This is a genomic window from Streptomyces akebiae, from assembly GCF_019599145.1.
Classification (GTDB): Bacteria; Actinomycetota; Actinomycetes; order Streptomycetales; family Streptomycetaceae; genus Streptomyces; species Streptomyces akebiae.
The window spans coordinates 8,856,728-8,877,583 of record NZ_CP080647.1 but is presented as its reverse complement, the minus strand read 5'-3'; the positions used below and the strand labels follow the sequence as shown (position 1 = coordinate 8,877,583).

General features: G+C 73.6%; 15 protein-coding genes. 10 read left to right on the top strand and 5 right to left on the bottom strand.

The annotated features are described in order from the left end of the window. Positions 1 to 18: 18 nt before the first annotated feature. A complete protein-coding gene (locus K1J60_RS38615) occupies positions 19 to 657 on the bottom strand; it encodes a DUF6629 family protein (RefSeq protein WP_220650267.1) in 639 nt (212 codons plus the stop codon). 243 nt (positions 658 to 900) lie between these two features. On the opposite strand from K1J60_RS38615, the gene K1J60_RS38610 reads away from it, so the two are divergent. Together K1J60_RS38610 and K1J60_RS38605 are read left to right on the top strand one after the other, a co-directional pair. After that, entirely contained in the window at positions 901 to 2,091 is a 1,191-nt protein-coding gene (locus K1J60_RS38610; RefSeq protein ID WP_220650266.1) for a phytanoyl-CoA dioxygenase family protein, read from the top strand. 187 nt (positions 2,092 to 2,278) lie between these two features. After that, entirely contained in the window at positions 2,279 to 3,412 is a 1,134-nt protein-coding gene (locus K1J60_RS38605; RefSeq protein ID WP_220650265.1) for an SGNH/GDSL hydrolase family protein, read from the top strand. A gap of 108 nt (positions 3,413 to 3,520) precedes the next feature. Here the strand turns inward: K1J60_RS38605 and K1J60_RS38600 are convergent, their stop codons facing one another. Beyond that, positions 3,521 to 4,042 (bottom strand): hypothetical protein, encoded by a 522-nt coding sequence (locus tag K1J60_RS38600; RefSeq protein ID WP_220650264.1) that lies wholly within the window; start codon positions 4,040 to 4,042, stop codon positions 3,521 to 3,523. 227 nt (positions 4,043 to 4,269) lie between these two features. Here K1J60_RS38600 and K1J60_RS38595 point away from each other — a divergent pair, with 227 nt between their 5' ends. After that, the gene (locus K1J60_RS38595; RefSeq protein ID WP_220650263.1) at positions 4,270 to 4,833 is read left to right on the top strand and encodes a hemerythrin domain-containing protein; all 564 of its coding nucleotides are present in this window, start codon (positions 4,270 to 4,272) and stop codon (positions 4,831 to 4,833) included. A gap of 20 nt (positions 4,834 to 4,853) precedes the next feature. Then, positions 4,854 to 5,705 (top strand): SDR family oxidoreductase, encoded by an 852-nt coding sequence (locus tag K1J60_RS38590; protein ID WP_220650262.1) that lies wholly within the window; start codon positions 4,854 to 4,856, stop codon positions 5,703 to 5,705. Between the two features lie 22 nt (positions 5,706 to 5,727). On the opposite strand, the gene K1J60_RS38585 is transcribed toward K1J60_RS38590, so the two are convergent. Together K1J60_RS38585 and K1J60_RS38580 are read right to left on the bottom strand one after the other, a co-directional pair. Beyond that, entirely contained in the window at positions 5,728 to 6,909 is a 1,182-nt protein-coding gene (locus tag K1J60_RS38585; protein WP_220650261.1) for an aminotransferase class V-fold PLP-dependent enzyme, read from the bottom strand. A 20-nt stretch (positions 6,910 to 6,929) separates the two neighbouring features. Further along, positions 6,930 to 7,601: an expansin EXLX1 family cellulose-binding protein gene (locus tag K1J60_RS38580; protein WP_220650260.1), complete on the bottom strand. Its 672-nt coding sequence runs from the start codon at positions 7,599 to 7,601 to the stop codon at positions 6,930 to 6,932. A 465-nt stretch (positions 7,602 to 8,066) separates the two neighbouring features. On the opposite strand from K1J60_RS38580, the gene K1J60_RS38575 reads away from it, so the two are divergent. The 6 genes from K1J60_RS38575 to K1J60_RS38550 all read left to right on the top strand — a co-directional run bounded on the left by K1J60_RS38575 (position 8,067) and on the right by K1J60_RS38550 (position 18,983). Further along, a complete protein-coding gene (locus K1J60_RS38575) occupies positions 8,067 to 9,569 on the top strand; it encodes an acyl-CoA carboxylase subunit beta (protein ID WP_220651890.1) in 1,503 nt (500 codons plus the stop codon). A 122-nt stretch (positions 9,570 to 9,691) separates the two neighbouring features. After that, positions 9,692 to 11,440 carry a fatty acyl-AMP ligase gene (locus tag K1J60_RS38570; protein WP_220650259.1) on the top strand — a complete coding sequence of 583 codons (1,749 nt, stop codon included), beginning with the start codon at positions 9,692 to 9,694 and terminating at the stop codon, positions 11,438 to 11,440. Beyond that, complete coding sequence (locus tag K1J60_RS38565; protein ID WP_259408092.1) at positions 11,437 to 15,795, top strand: type I polyketide synthase; 4,359 nt, start codon at positions 11,437 to 11,439, stop codon at positions 15,793 to 15,795. Before K1J60_RS38570 ends, K1J60_RS38565 begins: the two co-directional genes overlap by 4 nt. 22 nt (positions 15,796 to 15,817) lie before the next feature. Next, a complete protein-coding gene (locus K1J60_RS38560) occupies positions 15,818 to 16,849 on the top strand; it encodes an alpha/beta hydrolase (protein ID WP_220650258.1) in 1,032 nt (343 codons plus the stop codon). Positions 16,850 to 16,971: 122 nt separating this feature from the next. Then, complete coding sequence (locus K1J60_RS38555; RefSeq protein ID WP_220650257.1) at positions 16,972 to 18,204, top strand: PucR family transcriptional regulator; 1,233 nt, start codon at positions 16,972 to 16,974, stop codon at positions 18,202 to 18,204. 137 nt (positions 18,205 to 18,341) lie between these two features. Further along, positions 18,342 to 18,983 carry a cutinase family protein gene (locus K1J60_RS38550; protein WP_220650256.1) on the top strand — a complete coding sequence of 214 codons (642 nt, stop codon included), beginning with the start codon at positions 18,342 to 18,344 and terminating at the stop codon, positions 18,981 to 18,983. Between the two features lie 71 nt (positions 18,984 to 19,054). Here K1J60_RS38550 and K1J60_RS38545 read toward each other — a convergent pair whose 3' ends face one another. Beyond that, positions 19,055 to 20,785, bottom strand: coding sequence for a hypothetical protein (locus K1J60_RS38545; protein WP_220650255.1), 1,731 nt, complete (start codon positions 20,783 to 20,785; stop codon positions 19,055 to 19,057). Positions 20,786 to 20,856 lie beyond the last annotated feature (71 nt).

Here is a 20,856-nt window from a genome sequence, read left to right as displayed (position 1 = left end):
AGGCGTATGGGCGACGCCTCAGGCGTTGTGGTGCGGCCGCGAGGACGCCCTCGCGCGTGCGCGGACCCAGCCGAGCAGTACCACCGAGCACAGGGCCGCGAAGGCGCACCAGGTGGAGATGAACTCCAGTCGCCACAGGGTCCAGCAGACCGCGGCTCCGACGGCGGCCAGGAGGCCGAGTACGACGAGCCGACGGTCGCCGGAGAGGAGCAGGGAGCCGACGGTGGCGAGGAGGTAGCCGGCGACCAGGAGCACCGGGTGGGAGAGGTCGACCGTGTACCCGACGGTGCGGCCGCGGATCTCGGCCGTCACCGGGCCGGTGGCGAGGGCGTGGGCGAGCGGCACGGCGGTCGCGACCCCGACGGCGAGCAGGACGGCCGACCGGGTGCGGGCCCGCGGCGGAGCCACGCACAACACGCCGGCCGGCACCCACACGGCCAGCAGCGGCAGGGCGACGACGGCCCAGGCCACGGTCGCCGGTCCGCTGCCGCCGCCCGAGGACCAGACCGCCGACTCCACGATCTGGTGGGCGCCGAGCAGCAACGGCAGCGCCGCCAGCGGCAGATCCCGCCGGTCGGGCGCCAGCACCACACCGGTCACCCCGACCGCCGCCACCGCGGCGCCCGCCACGAGATCGGCCGTCGCACTCCAGCACATCCCGCCGCCCCGGGTCGCCCGACACCTGCGCGGCCCACGCTACGTCGCCCACGGTGACCGGCCGCGGGGCGACACGGAGCCGGCCACCTCGGGCACCGCGCCGCACCGCTCATGTTCCCAAGGCGTGCCCGAAGGCGTGTCCCGAGGTGATCGTGACGTGTTTTTGATGGGTTTTCGCGCATTGAATGAGGGATCCGAGGTCCTCAGACTGGCAGCAACACAAGGGCTGCGAGAGGAGCCGCGATGTCCCCCATCGCTGCGGTGTCACGGACCTGGCTGACCGAGGCGGACTGCGATCTCGACACGTTCCGGGCGCTCGTCGAGCGGAGCACCGACCCGGCCGACCACCCCTCGGCCGAGCGGGTCGAGGGGAACGTGCCGCTCTACGACAGCGACCGGCTCCGCGCCCTGACGGCCACCCCGCAGGGCCGTCGGGACGTCCTGACGGAGTTGGTCAGGACGCTCCTGGACGGCCCCGGAATCGTCGTGTTCAAGGGCGCGTTCACCGATCCGGCCGTCGTGGACCGGGCGTCCGCCGCCTTCCGCGAACTGATCGAGGAGGAGCGCGCCTCGGGTACGGCCCGGGGCGACCACTTCGCCAAGCCCGGCGCCAACGACCGGGTCTGGAGCGCCCTGGACAAGCTGGCCGTACGCGCGCCGGACGTCTTCGCCGACTACTACGCCAACGACATGCTGGCCCTGGTCGCCGAGGCCTGGCTCGGCCCCGCCTACCAGGTCACGTCACAGGTCAACGTGGTCAACCCCGGCGGCGCCGCCCAGAGCCCGCACCGCGACTACCACCTCGGCTTCCTCTCCCAGCGGCAGGCCGCCGCCTACCCTGCGCACGTCCACCGGCTCTCCCCCGCCCTCACCCTTCAGGGCGCGGTCGCCCACTGCGACATGCCCGTCGAGTCGGGCCCCACCCTCTATCTGCCGCACTCGCAGAAGTACGAGCCCGGCTACCTCGCCTGGCGACTCCCGGAGTTCGTCGCGTACTTCGACGCCCATCACGTCCAACTCCCCCTCGACAAGGGCGACGCGGCCTTCTTCAACCCGGCCCTCTTCCACGCGGCCGGGCACAACCGCTCGTCGGACATCCGGCGCATGGCGAACCTGCTCCAGATCTCCTCCGCCTTCGGCCGGGCCATGGAGACCGTGGACCGCGAGGCGATGGTGAACGCCGTGTTCCCCGTCCTGGTGCGGCGCAGGGCCGAGGGCGCCACGGACGACTGGGTGCGCCGCGTCGTCGCCGCCACCGCCGAGGGCTACCCCTTCCCCACCGATCTGGACCTCGACCCGCCCGTCGACGGGCTGGCCCCGCCCTCCCAGGCCGATCTGCTCCGGCAGGCCGTCAGCGAGGCGTGGGATCCGGAGCGGCTGCGTCGTGAACTGGAGGCGGCCGACAGGCGCCGAGGGCACCGAACCGTTCGGTGACGCCGCCGGCGGGCGGCGGGCGGACGACGACGGCCGCTCGTCCGGGCGGCGCCCCCGGGGCTGCCGGGGCTGCCCGGGGATCCGTGACGGATGTCGTCGCCGGGGTTGACGGCGTCGCGTGAGGCGGTCACCTTCGATAGCGCTTCCGTTGTGGGAGCGCTCCCATATCCGCGTCGAAGGGACGGCCATGCAGACGCCTCACGAGTTATCCCGACGGACGGTGTCGCGACGGGCGCTGGTCGCGGCCGCGGCCGCGGGTCTCGTCACCACCGTCGTGTCCCCCGCGCGTGCCGCCGAGGCCGAAACGGCGCGGTTCCACACGGTGGGCCGGGTCAGGCGGGCCGCCGACGGGACCGTCCGCTACAGCTGGCCCGGCGTCTCCTTCGAGGGGCGGTTCCACGGGACCGGCGTCGGCGTGGTCCTCGACGACGCCGACAACGACTACGACGTCCAGGTCGACGGGGCGACCGTGGCCACGCTCGTCACCCCGGGCCGTAGCGTCTCCTGGGTCGACGGCCTCGCCGACGGCGCCCACCGCGTACGGGTCGTGAAGCGCACGGAGAGTCCGTGGGCGGTCGGCCGGTTCGGCGGGTTCGTCGCGGCTCCCGGGGGCGGGATCCTCCCGAGCCCCCGGGCGCGACGCCGGCAGATCGAGTTCATCGGCGACTCGTACACCGCCGGTTACGGAAATGTCTCCGAGATCCGGGACTGTTCCGGCAACGGCGGTGTCAACCGGAACAGCAACGCCGATCTCTCCTTCGGCGCGCTCACCGCGCGAGAACTGGACGCCGACTTCCAGATCAACGCCTTCTCCGGTCGGGGAATGGTCCGCAATTACAACGGCGGCGAACCCGGAACCGACTTTCGCACCTACTACGACCGGGCCCTGCTGAACGTCGAGGGCGACGTCTGGCGAAAGCCGCACAGCTGGTGTCCGCAGGTCGTCGTGGTCGGACTCGGCATCAACGACTTCTCGACGGCCCTGAACCCCGGTGAGCGCTGGAGCACGACGGCCGAGCTGGTCGCCGCCTACGAGAGCGCCTACCACGGGTTCCTCGACAAGCTGCGCGCCCGGTACGGGCCGAGGACGTTCCTCGTGGTGGCCGCCGCCCGTCTGTGGAACACGACCGCGCTGGCGGAGGCGACCCTGCGAATCGTCGAGGAGCGGGGCCGCCGCGGCGACGACCGGGTGAGCCACTGGTACTACGACGATCCCGGCCTCGACCACCTGGGCTGCGACTGGCATCCCTCGCTCCACGACCACCGGATCATCTCCGGACTGCTCGACACCCACTTGGCGGGGCTGCCGCTGCTCTGGTAGCGCGGCCTCGACCGGGATGCGCCCGCCTCGCGGCCTCGATCGACCCGTGGACCGGCGTCCCGTGGGCCGGCAGCCCGTGGGCCGGCCCGGGGTCTGCGGCCGACCGGCTCAGGCCGGCAGGGGCCGGCCCGGCCGCAGCGCGTCGAGGAGGCCGGTGTGGTGCAGGGTCGCGACGGGCGCGAGCAGGTCGGGGTGGCGCAGGAGTGCGGCGGCCCGCCGGTCGAGCTCGTCGGGGTCGAGGAGGCGGCGGAAGGCGGCGGACGGGCCGGCGGTGTGCGGGGACCCGTCGAGGGCGTCCACGGCGGTGCGGGCCAGCGCGGCATCGGCCAGAAGGCAGGCCGCCCAGCTGGCCACGACCTCGTCGACCCAGGTCCGCCAGGCGTACTCCTCGGGTGTCGGGACCTCGTCGTAGCCGGTGACCCAGTCGAGGCGGGCGGAGCCGCCCGGTCCGGCCACGCCGACGAGGGCGGCGTCCATCGGTGTCGGGTAGCGGAGCCAGGCGGCCACGGTGACGGCCTGGCGGGCCTGGGCCTCGCAGAGCGCGCCGTCCAGCGCGCCGCCGCCCGCCGGGTAGGCGCGCGTCAGCCACTGGGTGGTCGCCGCTATGAGAGGGGAGAGATCTGCGAGCACGCTGGGCCATCCGTGGGTACTGGGGAACGCCGGCACAACGTAGCCGTGCGCCGCCCGCCCCGAAATGGCGCAGGCCACGGAAGGGACGTGTCCTGGGCCACACCTGTGCGCCGCACTGACTCACCGGACGTCAATACGACGCATTCGGGACGGCGAGGGTTTCACTGACCTCCACAGAGGTCCGGACCGGAACGAACGCCGGGACGCGCAGGCAAGGAGCGACGGAAATGGCACACGGCGGGGACGTGATCGAGGAACTGACGGCGGACCACCGGGAGGTGGCGGAACTCTTCGGCAAAATCGAGGAACTGCCTTCCGGTGACGCGAAGCGCAAGGAATACGCCGACCTGGTCACCATCGAGTTGGTACGGCATTCCGTCGCGGAGGAGGCCTACCTCTACCCGGCGGTCCGCGAGCACCTGAACGACGGTGACGCGGTCGCCGACCGGGAGTTGGCGGATCACACCTCGGCCGAGCGCACCATGAAGGACCTGGAGCGGCGCGCCGCCGACGACCCGGAGTTCGACCGTCTGATCACCCAGTTGATGGCCGAGGTCAGGCATCACGTCCGGGACGAGGAGAGCAGTCTCTTCCCGCAGTTGGCGAAGGCGTGCTCCGCCTCGGTGCTGAACGACCTCGGCGACAAGGTCCGCCGGGCCAAGAAGCTGGCGCCGACCCGTCCCCACCCGGGGGCCCCGACCAAGCCGCCGGCCAACAGGATCCTCGCGCCGGGCCTCGGCCTCGTCGACCGGATGCGCGACGCGTTGAGCGGCCGGGGCAAGGAGTCCTGAGGGGCATATCGTTGCCGGTCATGAGGCTTCTGATCATCGGCGGCAGCGGTTTCCTGGGCGGTGAGTTGACGCGCCGGGCCGTGGCGGCGGGCCACGAGACGTCCGCGACCCGCACCACCCGGCCGCCGGACGCCCGTCGGGACGTTCCGGCGGAGGTCTCCTGGCACGCCCTCGACCTCCGGGACCCCGCGGGGCTGACCGAGGTGCTGGCGCGGGTGGCTCCCTCGGTCGTCGTCAATGTGTCGAGCGGCGGGTCGGACTGGGCGGTCACCGCCGAGGGCGCCGTCCGGGTGGCGCGGGCCGTGGCCCGGCGGGGCTGCCGCCTGGTCCATGTGTCGAGCGACGCCGTGTTCTCGGGTGACGGCGGCCCCTACGACGAGACCTGCCCGCCGGATCCCGTCACGCCGTACGGTGCCGCGAAGGCGGCGGCGGAGACCGGGGTCCGGCTGCTGGCGCCGGACGCCGCCGTGGTGCGTACTTCGCTGATCATCGGGGACGGGCACGCTCTGTCCGTGCATGAACGGCATGTGCACGACCTGGTGGCCGGTGCCCGCGACGGTGTGCTGTTCACCGATGTGGTGCGCTGCCCGGTGCAGGTGACCGACCTGGCCGACGCGCTGCTGGAACTGGCCGCGTCCGAGGCGGTCGGCGTACGGCACGTGGCGGGGCCGGACGCCCTCACCCGGCACGAGTTGGGCGTCCTCGTCGCCCGCCGCGACGGACTGGATCCGACGCGGCTGCCCGCCGGACGCCAGGTCGACGGCGCCCGGCGAGGAGCCCTCGACGTGCGGCTGGACAGCCGGGTCACCCGGCGGGGGCTGCGCACCCGGCTGCGTGGCGCCCGGGAGTTCCTCGCGGAGCCGCGGGCCTGACGGCCGGTCGCCGGGCGGGGTTTCAGCGTGCGCTGCGGGCGAGGTCGGCCATGACCTCGACGGTGCGGTCGAGTTCGGCCTCGGTGTTGTAGTAGTGCGGGGAGAGCCGGACCAGGGGGTGGACGCCTCGGTGTTCGGTGTCGAACTGGGTGTGGTCCGGGTCGGTGGTGGTGACGTTGATGCGCTGCCGGGCGAGGCCGGCGGCGACCTCGGTCGCGGACAGCCCGTCGACCTTGGCGGTCACGATGGCGCAGCGGTGTTCGCCGAGGTCGTGGGTGGTGACGCCGGGGAGGTCGTCGAGCCGGTCGCGCAGGTACGCGCCCAGGGCGACGGCGCGTTCACCGATGCGGTCCAGGCCCAGGTCGAGGGCCTGGCGCACGGCCGCGTCGAGGCCCAGGACACCCGCGTAGGCGGTCTCCCAGGTCTCGAAGCGGCGGGCGCCGGGCTGCCAGGTGAAGCCGCGTCCGCCGTCCCAGGTGGCCGAGTGGATCTCGATGACGTTCGGGTCGAGGTGTTCCAGCACCTCGGTGCGCACCCAGAGGAACCCCGTGCCGCGCGGGCCGCGCAGGAACTTGCGGCCGGTGGCGGAAAGCATGTCGCACCCGATGGCCTCGACGTCCACCGGGAACTGGCCCACGGACTGGGTGGCGTCGAGGAGGAACGGGACACCGGCGGCGCGGGTGATCCGGCCGATCTCGGCCGCCGGGTTGATCAGGCCGCCGCTGGTGGGGACGTGGCTGACGCCGACCAGTCGGGTCCGTTCGTCGATCAGGTCGGCGAGGGCGGCGGTGTCGAGTTGTCCGGACGGATCGTCGGGGACGACGACGATCTCCGCGCCGGTGCGCCGGGCGACCTGGAGGTAGGCGAGCACATTGCTGCCGTACTCGGCCCGGCCGGTGAGGATGCGGTCGCCCGGCTTGAAGGTGAGCGCGTAGAACGCGGCGTTCCAGGCGTGGGTGGAGTTGTCGAACAGGGCGATCTCGTCGGGGTGTCCGCCGATCAGCCGGGCGAGGGTGGTGTAGGTGGCGTCGATGCGGTGCTGCTCCTGCCGGGCCGCCTCGTAGCCGCCGATGGTCGCTTCCAGTTCCAGGTGGGCGGTGACGGCGTCGAGGGTCTGCCGGGAGAGCAGGGCGGCTCCGGCGTTGTTGAGATGGAGTCGGTGGGCGGTGCCGGGGGTGTCCCGGCGCAGTGCGTCGATGTCCATGCCCTCACCCTTCCCATGGGTCAGCGCTTGGTGAACTGGGCGCGGCCCGGCTGGTCGACGTTCGGGGTGAGGGCGACGCCGGCGTCGACGAGGGTCTGGCCGTGGATGTCCGTGACGCGGATGTCGGAGCCGCAGCCGGCGCCGTCCGCCGAGACGAAGTAGTTGTACTCCTGGCGCGGGAGTTGCCGCCAGGTGGTGCCGGTGCGGACCTCCAGGGTGGCGACGGGGTTGCGGTGGTTGCGCACCTGGATGCCGCACCACCACTGTGTGGACCCTTCCTTGTAGCGGTAGGAGACGGGTCCGGCGAGGTCCGGGCTCACCAGCGTCCAGGTGATCGGCACCCGGCCGGCCACGGGGTCGGCGATACGGGCGAAGGCCTGCTGCCCGAGGTCGACGTCACCGGGACGGCACTCCGGGCAGCGGTCGACGATCTTCACCGTGAGCTCGCCGCGCGGGCCCTTGACCCGGATGAAGGCGCCGCACATACGGGCGGTGTCGTAGTCGGTGTGGTTGAGAGCCGCGACGGCGATGTCGCTCGTGGCGTCGTAGAGGCAGTTCCCGACGCCGGTCGCGCCGTAGAAGGTGCCTTCGCCGGAGTAGGTGACGCCGGGCCGGACACCGGCGTACGCCGGTGAGGGGGCCGCCGTCAGCAGGGCCGTGGCGGCGGCGAGGAGGGTGAGCCGACTGCGCATGTCGAAGCCTTTCGCGAACGGTGGGGCGTGCTCGGGGGCCGAGATCCTGGCATCGTTGAACCCTCAAGTGAAGCGGGATTACGGCCATCCGCCCGGAACACCCGAGTCGCCCCCGGGCCCTTGTCACCCACGGACTAACCCGGGCCCCGCAGGACTCATCTCCCGCAAACAGAAAGGGGATCGGCCCGGTCCGGCCCTCCTCCGCTGCCATATTCGAAAGCCACTTCGGAGGTGGCTGTGACGCTAGAGGTGACGACATCCCGGGCGAGGCAGGTGGCGGAACGTACGCCCGGCCGCGTGCGCGAGCCGGTCCCGGAACCGGCCCCCGGGCCGGTCCCCGAGCCGGTCCGTGACCATACCGCCGACCGGATCCCCGACCGGGCACCCGACCCGGCACCCGACCGGACCCCCGGCCGGACCGCCGGCCGGACCGCCGACCCGGCACCCGACCGGACCGTCGACCGCATCGCCGATCTGGAGGGCCGCCGGACGCGGGCGGTCGCGGCGGGCGGGCCCAGGAGACGCGGGGAGTACGGGGCCCGCGAACGGATCGACCTGCTGCTGGACGCGGGATCGTTCACGGAGACGGGCCTGTTCGTGCGGGCCCGGCCCACCGGGGACGACGCCCGGCGCCCGTACGGCGACGGGGTGGTCACCGGGCACGGCACGATCGACGGCCGTCAGGTCTGTGTCTTCGCCCAGGACGCCACCGTGTACGGCGGCAGCATGGGCGAGGCCTTCGGGGAGAAGACCCTCGCGCTGATGGACCTCGCCCTGAAGACCGGCTGTCCGGTCATCGGGCTGAACGACGGCGGGGGCGCGCGCATCCAGGAGGGTGTCACCTCCCTCGCCCTCTACGCCGAACTGGTCCGCCGCAACGTCCAGGCGTCCGGGGTGATCCCGCAGATCTCGGTCGTCCTGGGTCCCTGTGCGGGCGGGGCCGCGTACTCGCCGGCCATCACCGACTTCACCGTGATGGTGGACGGTGCCTCGCACATGTTCGTCACCGGACCCGACGTCATCGAGACGGTCACCGGCGAACGCACCAGCGCCGAGGAACTGGGCGGCGCCCGCACCAGCAACACCGTCAACGGCAACGCGCACTTCCTCGCCGCCGACGAGGTCGACGCTCTCGACACCGTGCGTGACCTGTTGTCGTATCTGCCCGCCAACAACCTGGAGCGGCCCCCGCAGTACGCGCCGGGGGCCGCGCCCGCCGGGCCGTGCCTCGACACGGTGGTGCCGGACCGGCTCGGTCAGGCCTACGACATGCGGGACGTGCTGCGCGCGGTCGTCGACGACGGTGAACTCCTGGAGATCCAGGAGCTGTTCGCGCCGAACATCATCTGTGCGCTGGCTCTCGTCGAGGGAGCCACCGTCGGGGTCGTCGCCAACCAGCCGCTGTGCTCGGCCGGGGTCCTCGACATCGACGCCTCCGAGAAGGCCGCGCGGTTCGTACGGTTCTGCGACGCGTTCGGCATCCCCCTGCTGACCTTCGCCGATGTCCCCGGCTATCTCTCCGGCGTCCGCCAGGAGCAGGCCGGCATCATCCGGCGCGGTGCCAAACTGCTGTACGCCTACGCCGAGGCGACCGTCCCCAAGGTCACGGTGGTGGTGCGCAAGGCGTACGGCGGCGGGTACGCGGTGATGGGGTCCAAGCACCTCGGCGCCGACATCAATCTCGCCTGGCCCACCGCCAGGATCGCCGTCATGGGCGCCGAGGGCGCGGTGGGGATCCTGCACCGCCGTGAACTCGCCGCCGCGGCCGACCCCGAGGCGCTGCGGGCCAGCCTGGTCACCGCGTACGAGAGCACGTACGGGACCCCGTACCTCGCAGCCGAGCGCGGCTACGTCGACGCCGTCATCGCCCCGCGCGACACCCGTGCCCACATCTGCCGCGCCCTGCGCGCCCTGCGCGGCAAGCGCGCCCCGATGCCGGAACGGCGCCACGGCAACATTCCGCTCTGAACGCGCGTGTGCCCGAGCGCGTCCCGCTGTGCGCGCCGCGTCCCGCCCAGTCCTGTCACCGCCCGTCACCGCCGTCACCGCTGTGACCGCAAGCCGTCCCGCGACGTGAGGAGCCATGCCCGATGGACAGCCGCCGCCCCCCGCTCGCGCCCGCCTTCCGCAGTCTGCCGGAGTATGTGCGGCACTGGGCCGAGACCACTCCCGACCGCCGGGCGTTCACCTTCGTCGACCATCCCGCGCCTCAGTCGCGCGGCGTCCACCGCACCCTGACCTGGCGTCGGCTGGATCTACGGGTGCGGGCCGTGGCCGCGCGGCTCGCGGCGGAGGCCGAGCCCGGGGAGCGGGTCGCGGTGCTGTGCCCGCAGGGGACGGAGTACGTCACCGCCTTCCTCGGGGCGCTCGCCGCCGGGCTGGTCGCCGTACCGCTGTATCCGCCCGGTCTGCCCGGGCAGGGCGACCGGCTGTCGGCGGTGCTGGGCGACGCGTCCCCGGCGGTGGTCGTCACGACGGTCCAAGTCCTGGCCGAGGTGCAGGAGTTGTGCGAGGGCGGGGCGGCGCGGGTCGTCGCCGTGGACCGGATCCCGGACTCGGCCGCCGATGACGCACGGCCGTCGTGCACGCCCGATGCCGGCGCCGTCGCCTACCTCCAGTACACCTCCGGTTCGACCCGCACCCCGGCGGGAGTCGAGATCACCCATGCCAATGTCGTCGCCAACGCCCGCCAGGCGCTGTCCGCCTACGGTGCCGACGCGCACCCGGCTACCTGTGTGGGCTGGCTGCCGCTGTACCACGACATGGGGCTGGTGCTCAGTGTCGCGGCGCCGGTGGTGCGGGGGCTGTTGTCGGTCCTCATGGACCCGGTGGCGTTCCTGCACGAGCCCGTGCGCTGGCTGCGGCTGCTGGCCGCCCACCCGCTCGCGTTGAGCGCGGCGCCCAACTTCGCCTACGACTACTGCGCTTCGGCGGTCACCGAGGCGCAGAAGGCGGGGTTGCGCCTGGACGGGGTCATGGCGCTGATCAACGGCAGCGAGCCGGTCCGTCCGGGCACGGCCGACCGTTTCCACGCCGCGTTCGCCGCCCAGGGCCTCGCCCCGCGGACGCACTGTCCCTCGTACGGTCTGGCCGAGGCGACCGTCTTCGTCAGCGCGGCCCGGCCCGGCGAGCCGCTGCGCGGATTCGCGCTCGACCGGGACGCCCTGGCCGCGGGCAAGGCCCTGCCCGCGCGCCCGGAGGACCCGAGGGCCGTGCTGCTGGCCGGCTGCGGCGCGCCGGCGGGGCAGCGGGTGCGGATCGCCGACCCAGTGTCCCGGGTCGCGCTGGCCGAGGGCGAGGTCGGCGAGATCTGGGTGCAGGGCCCCAATGTCGGCCGGGGCTACCGGAACCAGGACCGGCAGACCCGGCGGGTCTTCGGCGCCGAGCTCGCCGACGCCGCGTCCGGTCCCGGGTGGCTGCGGACCGGTGACCTCGGGACGGTCCTGGACGGGCAGTTGATCGTCACCGGGCGGCTGAAGGACCTCATCGTCGTCGACGGGCGCAACCACTACCCGCAGGACGTGGAGGCCACGGCCCAGGAGGCGCATCCGGCCGTACGGCGCGACCGGCTCGCCGCGTTCGGTGTGTCGGGCGGGGCCGGGGAGCGGGTGGTCGTCGTCGCGGAGCACGCGCGAACCGTTCCGCTCGCCGACATCGACGTGCCCGCCCTCGTGCGGACCGTGCGCGCGGCCGTCTCCGCCCGGCACGGGCTGCGGCTCGCCGACGTCGTGCTCGTCCCGCCGGGAACGGTGCCCCGGACGTCCAGCGGGAAGGTCTCGCGGGCGTCGACCCGCGAGCGCTATCTGGCGGGTGCCTACGCGGCGGGGGTCGGGGGATGAGGGTCGTGGGCGGGAGCGGGCGCGGGCGCGGGCGCGGGGACGGGGACGGAGACGGGGACAAGGGTGACGGCCCGGACGAGCGCGGGAGCCGGATCGGGGGCGGGCTCGGGGGCGGGCTCGGGGGCAGGGAGGCCGGCGCGGGCCGTCCGCGGAGGCTGTCCGGCGACGGGCGGGAAGGCGTGGTGCGGCGGCTGATCGCGGCGCGGGTGGCCGGCTGGAGCGGTGGGGCCGCCGAGGACGTGCCGATGGACCGGCCGCTCGCGGATCTCGGAATGTCCTCGCGGGACGCGGTCGTGCTGGCCGGGGAGCTGTCCCGGGCGACGGGCCGGGAGCTGCCGGCCACGCTGCTGTGGGAGGCGTCCACCGGGGACGCGCTGGTGGCGCGGCTGTGCGATGCGGCGGCGGACCTCGCTCCGGTGACGGGCGCCGTGCCGGCCGCCGCACGCCTCGTGCCGACAGCGATGGACCTCGCTCCTGCGGTGGACCTCGTTCCGAGGGCGGCCCCGTCGCGGGAGGCGCCCGCGCCCGGTGAGCCCGTCGCGGTCGTCGGGGTCGGGTGTCGGCTGCCGGGTGGGGTGCACGGCCCGGCGGAGTACTGGCGGTCGCTCCTCGACGGTGTCGACGCGATCCGGCGCGTCCCGGAGGACCGGTGGCGGGACTTCACGCCGTACCCGCCCGCCGACGCGCTGCCGTACGGCGGGTACCTGGACGACATCGCCGGGTTCGACGCCGACTTCTTCCGCGTCACCCCGCGCGAGGCCGCGGTGATGGACCCGCAGCAGCGGATCCTCCTGGAGGTCGTGCGGGAGACCCTGGACCACGCCGCCGTCCCGGCCGCGTCCCTCACGGGCAGCGCCACCGGGATCTTCGTCGGTGTCTCCGCGCCCGAGTACGGGCAGCTCACCGGCGCCGACCCGGCCGCCGTCGACCCCTGGGCGCCGGCCGGCGGGGCGCTGAGCGTGGCGGCGGGCCGGCTGGCGTACGTCCTGGACACCCGGGGGCCGAGTCTGGCCGTCGACACCGCGTGTTCGTCGTCGCTGGTGGCCGTGCACCAGGCGTGCGTCAGTCTGCGCACGGGCGAGAGCGATCTCGCGATCGCCGCCGGGGTGAACCTGCTGCTCTCTCCGACCGTCACCGTCGCGTTCCGGCGGGCGGGCGCCCTCGCGCCGGACGGCCGGTGCAAGCCGTTCTCGAAGGCGGCCGACGGCATCGGCCGGGGCGAGGGCTGCGCGGCGGTCCTGCTGAAGCGCCTGTCCGACGCCGAACGGGACGGCGACCGGATCCTCGCCGTCGTCCGGGCCACCGCCGTCAACTCCGACGGCCGCTCCAACGGCCTCCTGGCCCCCAACCCGGCCGCCCAGCAGGCCCTGTTGCGCACCGCGTACGCGAGGGCCGGGCTCTCCCCCGCGCACGTCGACCACGTCGAGGCGCACGGCACCGGCACCCCGCTCGGCGACCCCATCGAGGCGGGCGCGCTCGGCGCCGTCCTCGGTACGGGCCGCGACCCCGACCAGCCCCTGCTCCTCGGCTCCGTCAAGGGCAACCTGGGCCATCTGGAGTCCGCGGCGGGCATCGCCGGGCTGGTGAAGACGGTGCTCGCGCTCCACCACGACCTGATCCCGCCCTCGCTGCACTGCGCCGAGGGCAGCGCCCTGGACGGCGACGTACGGCTGCGGGTGGTGACCGAGGCCGAACCGTGGCCCCGGTACGGGGGTACGGCCACCGCCGGGGTCTCCGGGTTCGGGTTCGGCGGCACCAACGCCCACGCGGTACTGGAGGAATGGCGGGCCGGCGCCCTGCTTCCGCCCCCGGCCGAGGAACCCCCGGCCCGGCTCCACCTCCTCTCCGACGTCGACGCCGACCGGGTCCGCGACACCGCCGCCCGGCTCGCCGACTGGCTGGACACGCCCGAGGGCGGCGCCGCGCACCCCGCCGACGTGGCGCGCACCCTCGCCGGGCGGACGGGGAGGGGGCCGGTGCGGGCGGCGGTCGTCGCCGCGGACCCTGCCGAACTGGCTGACGGGCTACGGGCGTTGGCAGCGGGCCGGCCGCACGAACGGGTGACGGTGGGCGACCGGGATGTGGTCGGGAACGGGCCGGTGTGGGTGTTCTCCGGATATGGCAGCCAGTGGACCGGCATGGGACGTCGGCTCCTCGCCGAGGAGCCCGCCTTCGCCGCGGCCGTGGAGAAACTGGACGGACAACTGGCCCCCGCGTGCGGCCTCTCGCTCTACGACCATCTGGTCTCCGGCGGCGACCTCGATCGTCTGGAGGTCGCCCAACCCGTGCTGCTGGGTGTGCAGTTGGCTCTCGCGGAGCTGTGGCGGGCGCACGGTGTCGAGCCCGCCGCCGTCATCGGGCACTCCCTGGGCGAGGTGGCCGCGGCGGTGTGCGCGGGCGCGCTGGAGGTGTCGGACGCGGCCCGGGTGGTGGCCGTGAGGGCCCGGCTGCTCAGCGGGCTGCGGGGCGGGGCGATGGCGGTGGTGGACCTCGACGACACCGAACTGCGCATGCTGGAACGGGACTTCCCGGGGGTGCAGGTCGCCGTGCACTCCTCCCCCTGCCAGAAGGTGGTGACCGGGGAGGGGGAGTCGGTGGCCCGGCTGGTGGAGCGACTGGAGAAGGAGGGGCGGGCCGCGCGGGCGATGCGGGTGGTGGGGGCGGGCCACTCGGCCCAGGTGGACCCGTTGTTGCCGGAGTTGACGGCGGAACTGGCCGACATCCGGGGCGGACACCCCCGCGTCCGGGTCTATTCCACCGTGCTGGACGACCCACGCGGCGACTGCGCGTTCGACGCGGCGCACTGGGCCGCCAACCTGCGGCGGCCCGTGCGTCTGGACCGGGCGGTCGCCGCGGCCGCCGCCGACGGCCATACCGCGTTCGTCGAGCTCTCCCCCCACCCGGTCCTGGCCCGGGCGATCACGGACAACGCGCCCGGCGCCCTCGCCCTCGGCACGCTTCACCGGGACGCCGACACCTCCGCCGACTTCCTGACCCGGCTGGGCACCCTGCACACCGCCGGATCGGGGCTCCCCCGGCCTCCGGGGCGCGTCATCGACCTGCCCGCGCCGCGCTGGCGACATGCGCGGCACTGGTGGACGGACGGCCGGGCGGGGGGCGCGGGCGGGGACCGCGCGGCGTGGGAGGGCCGTACCGAGGGCCCGGACGTCGGCCCCGCGCCCGCGACGTGGCTCACCGGGCAGGAGCGGGACGCCTCCGTCCCGGCTCGCCTCTGTCACCACATCGCGGCCGTCACCGGGCACCCGGCGACCCGTGTCACCCCGGCCACCGCCTTCGCCGAACTGGGCCTGGACTCGCTGATGGCGGTCCGCATCCGCTCCGCCATCGAACGCGAGTTCGACATCGAACTGCCCCTGCGCGACCTCCTGGGGGCCGGCACGGTCGAGGAGACGGCGTCCCGCATCCAGCGGGCACTGTCGAGGGAGGAGGGGCCGGCCGAAGCCGCCCCGGTCGCGCCACCCTCAGCGGTGACGGCTGAGCACCGCCTGCCCCAGCCCATCCGTCCCCTGGGCCCCCACCCCCATCCCCTCCTCCGCCCCCTCCACACCTCCGGCTCCCTGCCCCCGCTCTTCCTCGTCCACGCCGCCGGAGGGACCACCGACGTCTACCGGGGCCTCGTCGAACGGCTCGGCGGGGAGCGGCCGGTGTACGGGATGGAGCGGGTCGACGAGGCCCGTACGGTCGTCGAGAAGGCCCGGCGGTACGCCGAGGCCGTGGCCGCCGTGCACCCCGACGGGCCCTGCCTGCTGGGCGGTTGGTCGTTCGGCGGCTTCGTCGCGCAGGAGGCGGCCCGACAGCTCACGGCCGCCGGGCGGGACGTGCGGCTGGTGGTGCTCATCGACTCCGTACGACCGCTCCCCCGCGCCGAGGAGACACCGGGCGAGCGGATCCGCGCCCACTTCACCGGCTTCGCGCGCCACGTCGCCGACACCTACGGGGTCGAACTGGAGCTGCCGTACGACGAGTTGGCCGCGACCGAGGACGACGGCGAACGGATCGACACCGTGCTGGAGGCCCTGCGCGAGGCCGTCGACGTGCCGCGCGCGGCCCTCGATCACCAGCGGTCCTCCTATGTGGACCTGCGGATCGGCGAGGCCCACCGACCCGGCCGCCACGACGGGCGGGTGGTGTTGTACCGGGCCACCGAGCCCGCCCCGCACACCGTGCGCGACCCCGCGTACGTGCGGGACGACGAGGCGCTCGGCTGGGACGAGGTGTGCCCGCGTCTGACGGTCGTCCGGGTCACGGGTCACCATCTGTCGCTGCTCGACCCCCCGCACGTCGACGAGATCGCCGCCCATCTGCGGCGGGAGCTCGCCGAGGAACACCGCTGAACCCGAGCCGAGGAGAGCCGCCATGTCCGACTCCACCGACCGCACCACCGCGATGTCCCGTCGCGCCGTCACCAGAGCGGCCGCCGTGACGGGCGTGGCCGCCCTCTTCGGTGCCGCGACCACCCGGACCGCCGGGGCGGCCGCCTCCGGCTCCCGGCCGGCCCCGGCCCGGCGCGCGGGCCGGGCGGCGGCCACCGCGACCACCACCCCCGCCGGCACCGTCACCCGCCTCGGCCCCCGGACCCTCGACATCTCGCTGCCCTCCGCCGCCCTGGGTCGCAGCGCCCCGGTGCGGCTGATCCTCCCCTCCTCCTTCGACGCGCAGCCCACCCGGACGTATCCCGTGCTGTACCTCCTCCACGGCGCGCACGACGACCACACGTCATGGACCCGGGAGACGGACATCGAGGCGTTCACGGCGGGCCGGGAGCTGATCGTGGCGATGCCGGACGCGGGGCCGACCGGCATTCCCACCGCCTGGCGCGACGGACCCGACTACGAGACGTTCCAGGTCTCCGAGGTCCCCGCGCTGCTCGCCCGCGACTACCGCGCGTCCGGGGTCCGGGTGATCGCCGGTGTCTCCACCGGCGGCTACGGCGCGATGGCCCACGCGGCACGTCACCCGGGGAGGTTCGCCGCGGCGGCCTCGTACAGCGGCATCCTCGACACCCTGGCGCCCGGGGTGCCGAACCTGATGGAAGCCATCGTGTCCCGCGAGAACCTGGCGCCCCGGTCGCTGTGGGGCAGCCCGATCCTGAACCTGCTCACCTGGCGGGACTTCAACCCGCGTTCCCGGGCGGCGGGGCTGCGCGGCACCCCCCTGTACGTGTCGAGCGGCAGCGGAGTGGTCGGCGGTATCGGCGACTGGCTCCCCGAGGCGCTGGAGAGCCTGCTCTGGCCGTCCGCCCACGCCTTCACGGACACGCTCGCGTCGCTGCGGGTGCCGGTGACGACCCACTTCTACGCGGGCGGAGGGCACGGCTGGGCCTACTGGAAGCGGGAGTTCGGCACATCGTGGCCGATGCTCGCCGGTGCGCTGGGGGTGCCGGCGTGAGGCCGGTGCCGTCGGGGCACGGAACGGAGCGCAGGGGACATCCGTCCAACCCTGGACTTGTCCCTCGCCCCACGGGCGTCAGCCCACGGGTGAGCCGCTTCCGGGTGAAAGGAGGGTCCGCCGTGGCTGCCCCCATCCCGCCGTACGGCGTACCGAACGGTCCCGGCGCCGCCCCGGCGCCGCCCGAACTGGTCAAACTGCTGCGCGAACAGTTGGAGCATGTCGCCGACCAGGTGGAGGAGGAGGTGTGCAGACAGGTCCCGGAGTACGCCTCCCGGTCGCTTGACGGAGCGAGCCGCGCACTGCTCAGATCGGGGGTCGTCCAGGCGCTCACCCTGTTCGTCGACCACATCGCCGATCCGCGCGGCCGGGGAGACTCGATCACCGCGATCTATCACGAGCTGGGGCGTGGCGAGGCGCTGGAGGGCCACAGCCTCGAAACACTGCAGTCCGCACTGCGGGTCGGAGGGCTGCACGCCTGGCGGCTGCTGGGCCGCACGACGGAGGAACTCGGGTTGGACTCCTCGGTCATGGCCAGGCTGGGTGAACTGGCGTTCCGGACGGTGCACGAGGTGGCCGAGGCCGCGGCGGCGGGATACGCGGAGGGGCAGCTGCGCAGCACGGACGAACTGGAACGGCGCCGAGGGCGGCTGCTCGCCCTGCTGCTGGGCGAGAGGCCGGTGTTGCCGGAGGCGGTGCGCGACCTGGCGCACGGCGCCCGGTGGTCCGTGCCGACGCACGTCGCGGTCGTCGTCCTCGCGGCCTCGCCCGACCGGCGGGAGGAGCGGCCGTTGGCCGCCGCCGGGGCGCTGGTGGACATGGAGTCCCGGCCGCCACGGATGCTCGTGCCCGACCCGGACGGCTCGGGCGGCTTCGGCGGCCGGGCGTTCACGCTCGCACTGCGGGGGCGGCCGGCCGCGATCGGGCCCTCGGTTCCGCTCACGGAGGCCGCCCGTTCGCTGCACTGGGCCACCCGTGCGCTCGGGTTGATGGGGCGCGGCATCCTGCCCCGGCAGGGCGTGGTGCGCTGCGCGGACCATCTGTCGACCCTGCTGCTGCACAGCGACGAGCCGATGCTCGACCAGCTCAGGTCTCAGGTGCTGGCCCCGCTGGACTCGGTCGCGGAGGGGCCGCGCGGCCGGCTCGCCGAGACCCTGCTGGCGTGGCTGCTCGGCGGCAGCAACGTGCCCGATGTCGCCGCCCGCCTCCACATCCACCCGCAGACGGTCCGCTACCGCCTGCGGCAGCTGGAGAAGCTCTTCGGCGAGGCCCTGCACGACCCCGGTACCCGACTGGACCTCATCCTCGCCCTGCGGGCGGAGGCCGTGCGGGACGACGACACGTTCACCGCATAAAATCATCGACTCACCTCGGCGCAAAAACAGAAGCGATTTTTGAATTCTCGTCCATAACACCCGGCCTGGCACAGCGAATACCTTCGGGACGTCCTTTTCCACAGGCGCTTCACGCGCCCCACCCGCAAAGGATCCCCATGCGCATCCGCTTGTGCCTCGCCGCGCTCTCGCTGGCCGGCGGGGCCGGACTGGCCACCGTCTCGATGCCCACGGCCACGGCCGCGGCCTGCACGGACATCGACGTCGTCTCAGCTCGCGGCACGTTCGAGCCGGGCACGCTCGGCTTCATCGTCGGCGACCCCGTGTATTCGGCGCTGCAGAAGAAACTCACGGGCAAATCCCTGTCCAGCTACAAGGTGAACTATCCCGCGGACCTTTCCCTCACCTCGGCCGCGCAGGGAAACGCGGATCTGGTGAACCATGTCAGGAGCCAGGCCGCCGCCTGTCCGAACCAGCGTTTTATTCTGGTCGGTTATTCGCAGGGCGCGAACGTCGTCGACAACTCCATCGGCATCAGCAGCGCCGGCGCGGTGGTCGGCAGCCCCATCGTGGCCACCATTCCCGCCGCGCTCGAACCGAAGGTCTCCTCGGTGCTGCTGTTCGGCAACCCGATCCGGGCCATCGGCAAGAGCGTCACCGGCACCTACCAGAGCCGCACCATCGACTTCTGCGCGGCCGGTGACCCGGTCTGCGAGAACGGCGGGGGCGACACGGGCGCCCACCTGAGCTACCGGGCGAACGCGGACGCGGCGGCGGCCTTCGCCGCGACCAAGGTCTGACCGACCCCACGCACGGAGGCGAAGGGCCCGGGAGGAGATCCTCCCGGGCCCTTCTTCCATGGGGGCGATGGCTACTCGGTGTCCCGCGCGAACTCCGTGAGGCTCCTGGAGACGGGTTCGGGACGGCCGTCGTTCTGGGTGGGCGCGGCGGTCAGCACGTCCAGGTGCTGGTAGCCGTCGGCGACCACGGGGTCCAGGTCGGCCGGGACGCGGCCGGCCAGAAGTCCGTCGCCCGCGAGCACGGTGAGCGTCGGGTTGGCGGTGAGTCCGTCCGGGTGGACGACGAGGCGCTTCACCTGCGGCGAGGTGGACAGTTGGAGGTCGGTGACCAGCTTGGTCGGGAAGTACTGCTCGGTGAAGTCCAGCGGCTGCTGGGCCATGCTGCGGGCCAGTTGCTGGATGTCGGTGACCTCCTTGCCCGCGTCGGTGAAGGGGGTGCCGTCCGCCGACCGGTAGCCGGGGTCGTCGGGGTCGCCGACGCGGTCGTAGTTGCGCCAGGTGTAGAGCGGGCCGCCCGGCCGGTCGGGGATCGCCTTGTACTCGCTGCCGAACAGCGCCGGTTGCCCGGTGCTCCCGTTGGCGACGGGGAAGTTCTTGTCGACGACCGGCCCGCCGTCGAAGAAGCCCACACTGCTCTGGAGGAACGCCAGCGGTACGGAGTGGTCGTCCATCAGCGCGCCGAGGATCGCCTCGTTGGTGAGCCGGAAGTCCCTCACCGCTGGTGAGCCGGAGAGGAAGGTGGCGGTGTCCTCGGAGAACAGGAAGCGGTTGGTGACCTCGATGTTGGTGTTGAGGGGCAGGTAGCCCGGCAGGGTGGCCTCGCCGTCCGGGTCCTGCAGCGCGCCGAGGCCGGCGATGGCCAGCAGCGTCATCATCTCGGGGTTGAGGAGCACCGGCGCGGACAGCGTGCGGGAGAGGAGTCCGCTGTCGAGCCCGGCCTGCACCGCGCCGTGACCGAGGCCCACGTCGGGCAGGTTGGTGTCGTCCGGGATGCTGCCGCTGAGGTCGGCGAGGGAGGTGGAGACGGTGGTGTCGAGGGCGAAGTAGCCGGCGCACTGGCGGTGCCCGGCGTCGGCCGTGGTGGTTCGGTCGCCGTCGAAGTCGGCGGTCGCGAAGTACCCGGTGATGACTCCGCCGAGCGAGTGCCCGCCGCACAGCACCTTCTCCTTGCGCACCCGCTGGTCGGGCAGTTCGGCGGTGAGCAGGTCGTACTGGTCGCGGACGGTCCGCTCGATGCCCAGCTTCGCCATCCAGCCCAGTTCGCCGTTGCCGACGTAGCCGTCGAAGGTGCGGCCCTCGACCTGTTTGTCCCGGTAGTAGTAGTCGACGGCCGTGTGCTGGTCGCCGGAGGCCACGCCGGTACGGTCCTCCAGGCAGTTGGAGCGCCGGTCCAGAGCCCAGAACTCGATGTGCCGTCCTTGTTCGGCCGCGCGGGCGACGGTGTTGCGGGCGACGCTGTCGAAGGCTCCGGCGCCTTCCAGGATGCCCGGCTGGGCGACGAGGATCCGGTCGGCGTCGGCCGAGGCGGCGGGCCCGTCGGCGGATCGGTAGCGCAGGTACGACAGCCAGTCGCACGCCGCCGGCCGCGCGCCGAAGGACACCGGCAGCGGCGCCCTCACGCGGACCAGCGTCTCGGTCACCCCGTCGACGGGGCTCGTCGTCGCGACGGCCGTCTCGGTGCGCGCGCTCTCGCCCCGGGCGTCCGGGGCGGCGCCGGTGACCGCCCCGACGGTCAGCAGCACCGCCAGCGCGGCGCTGCGCAGTGGTCGTGAGGTCTTTCCTCTGCTGTGACTCGTGTTCATGCTGGGACGGTAGGACCGCGAACGCGGCCCCACCGCCCCATGCTCACAACAACGCAGCCACCGTCGGCGCC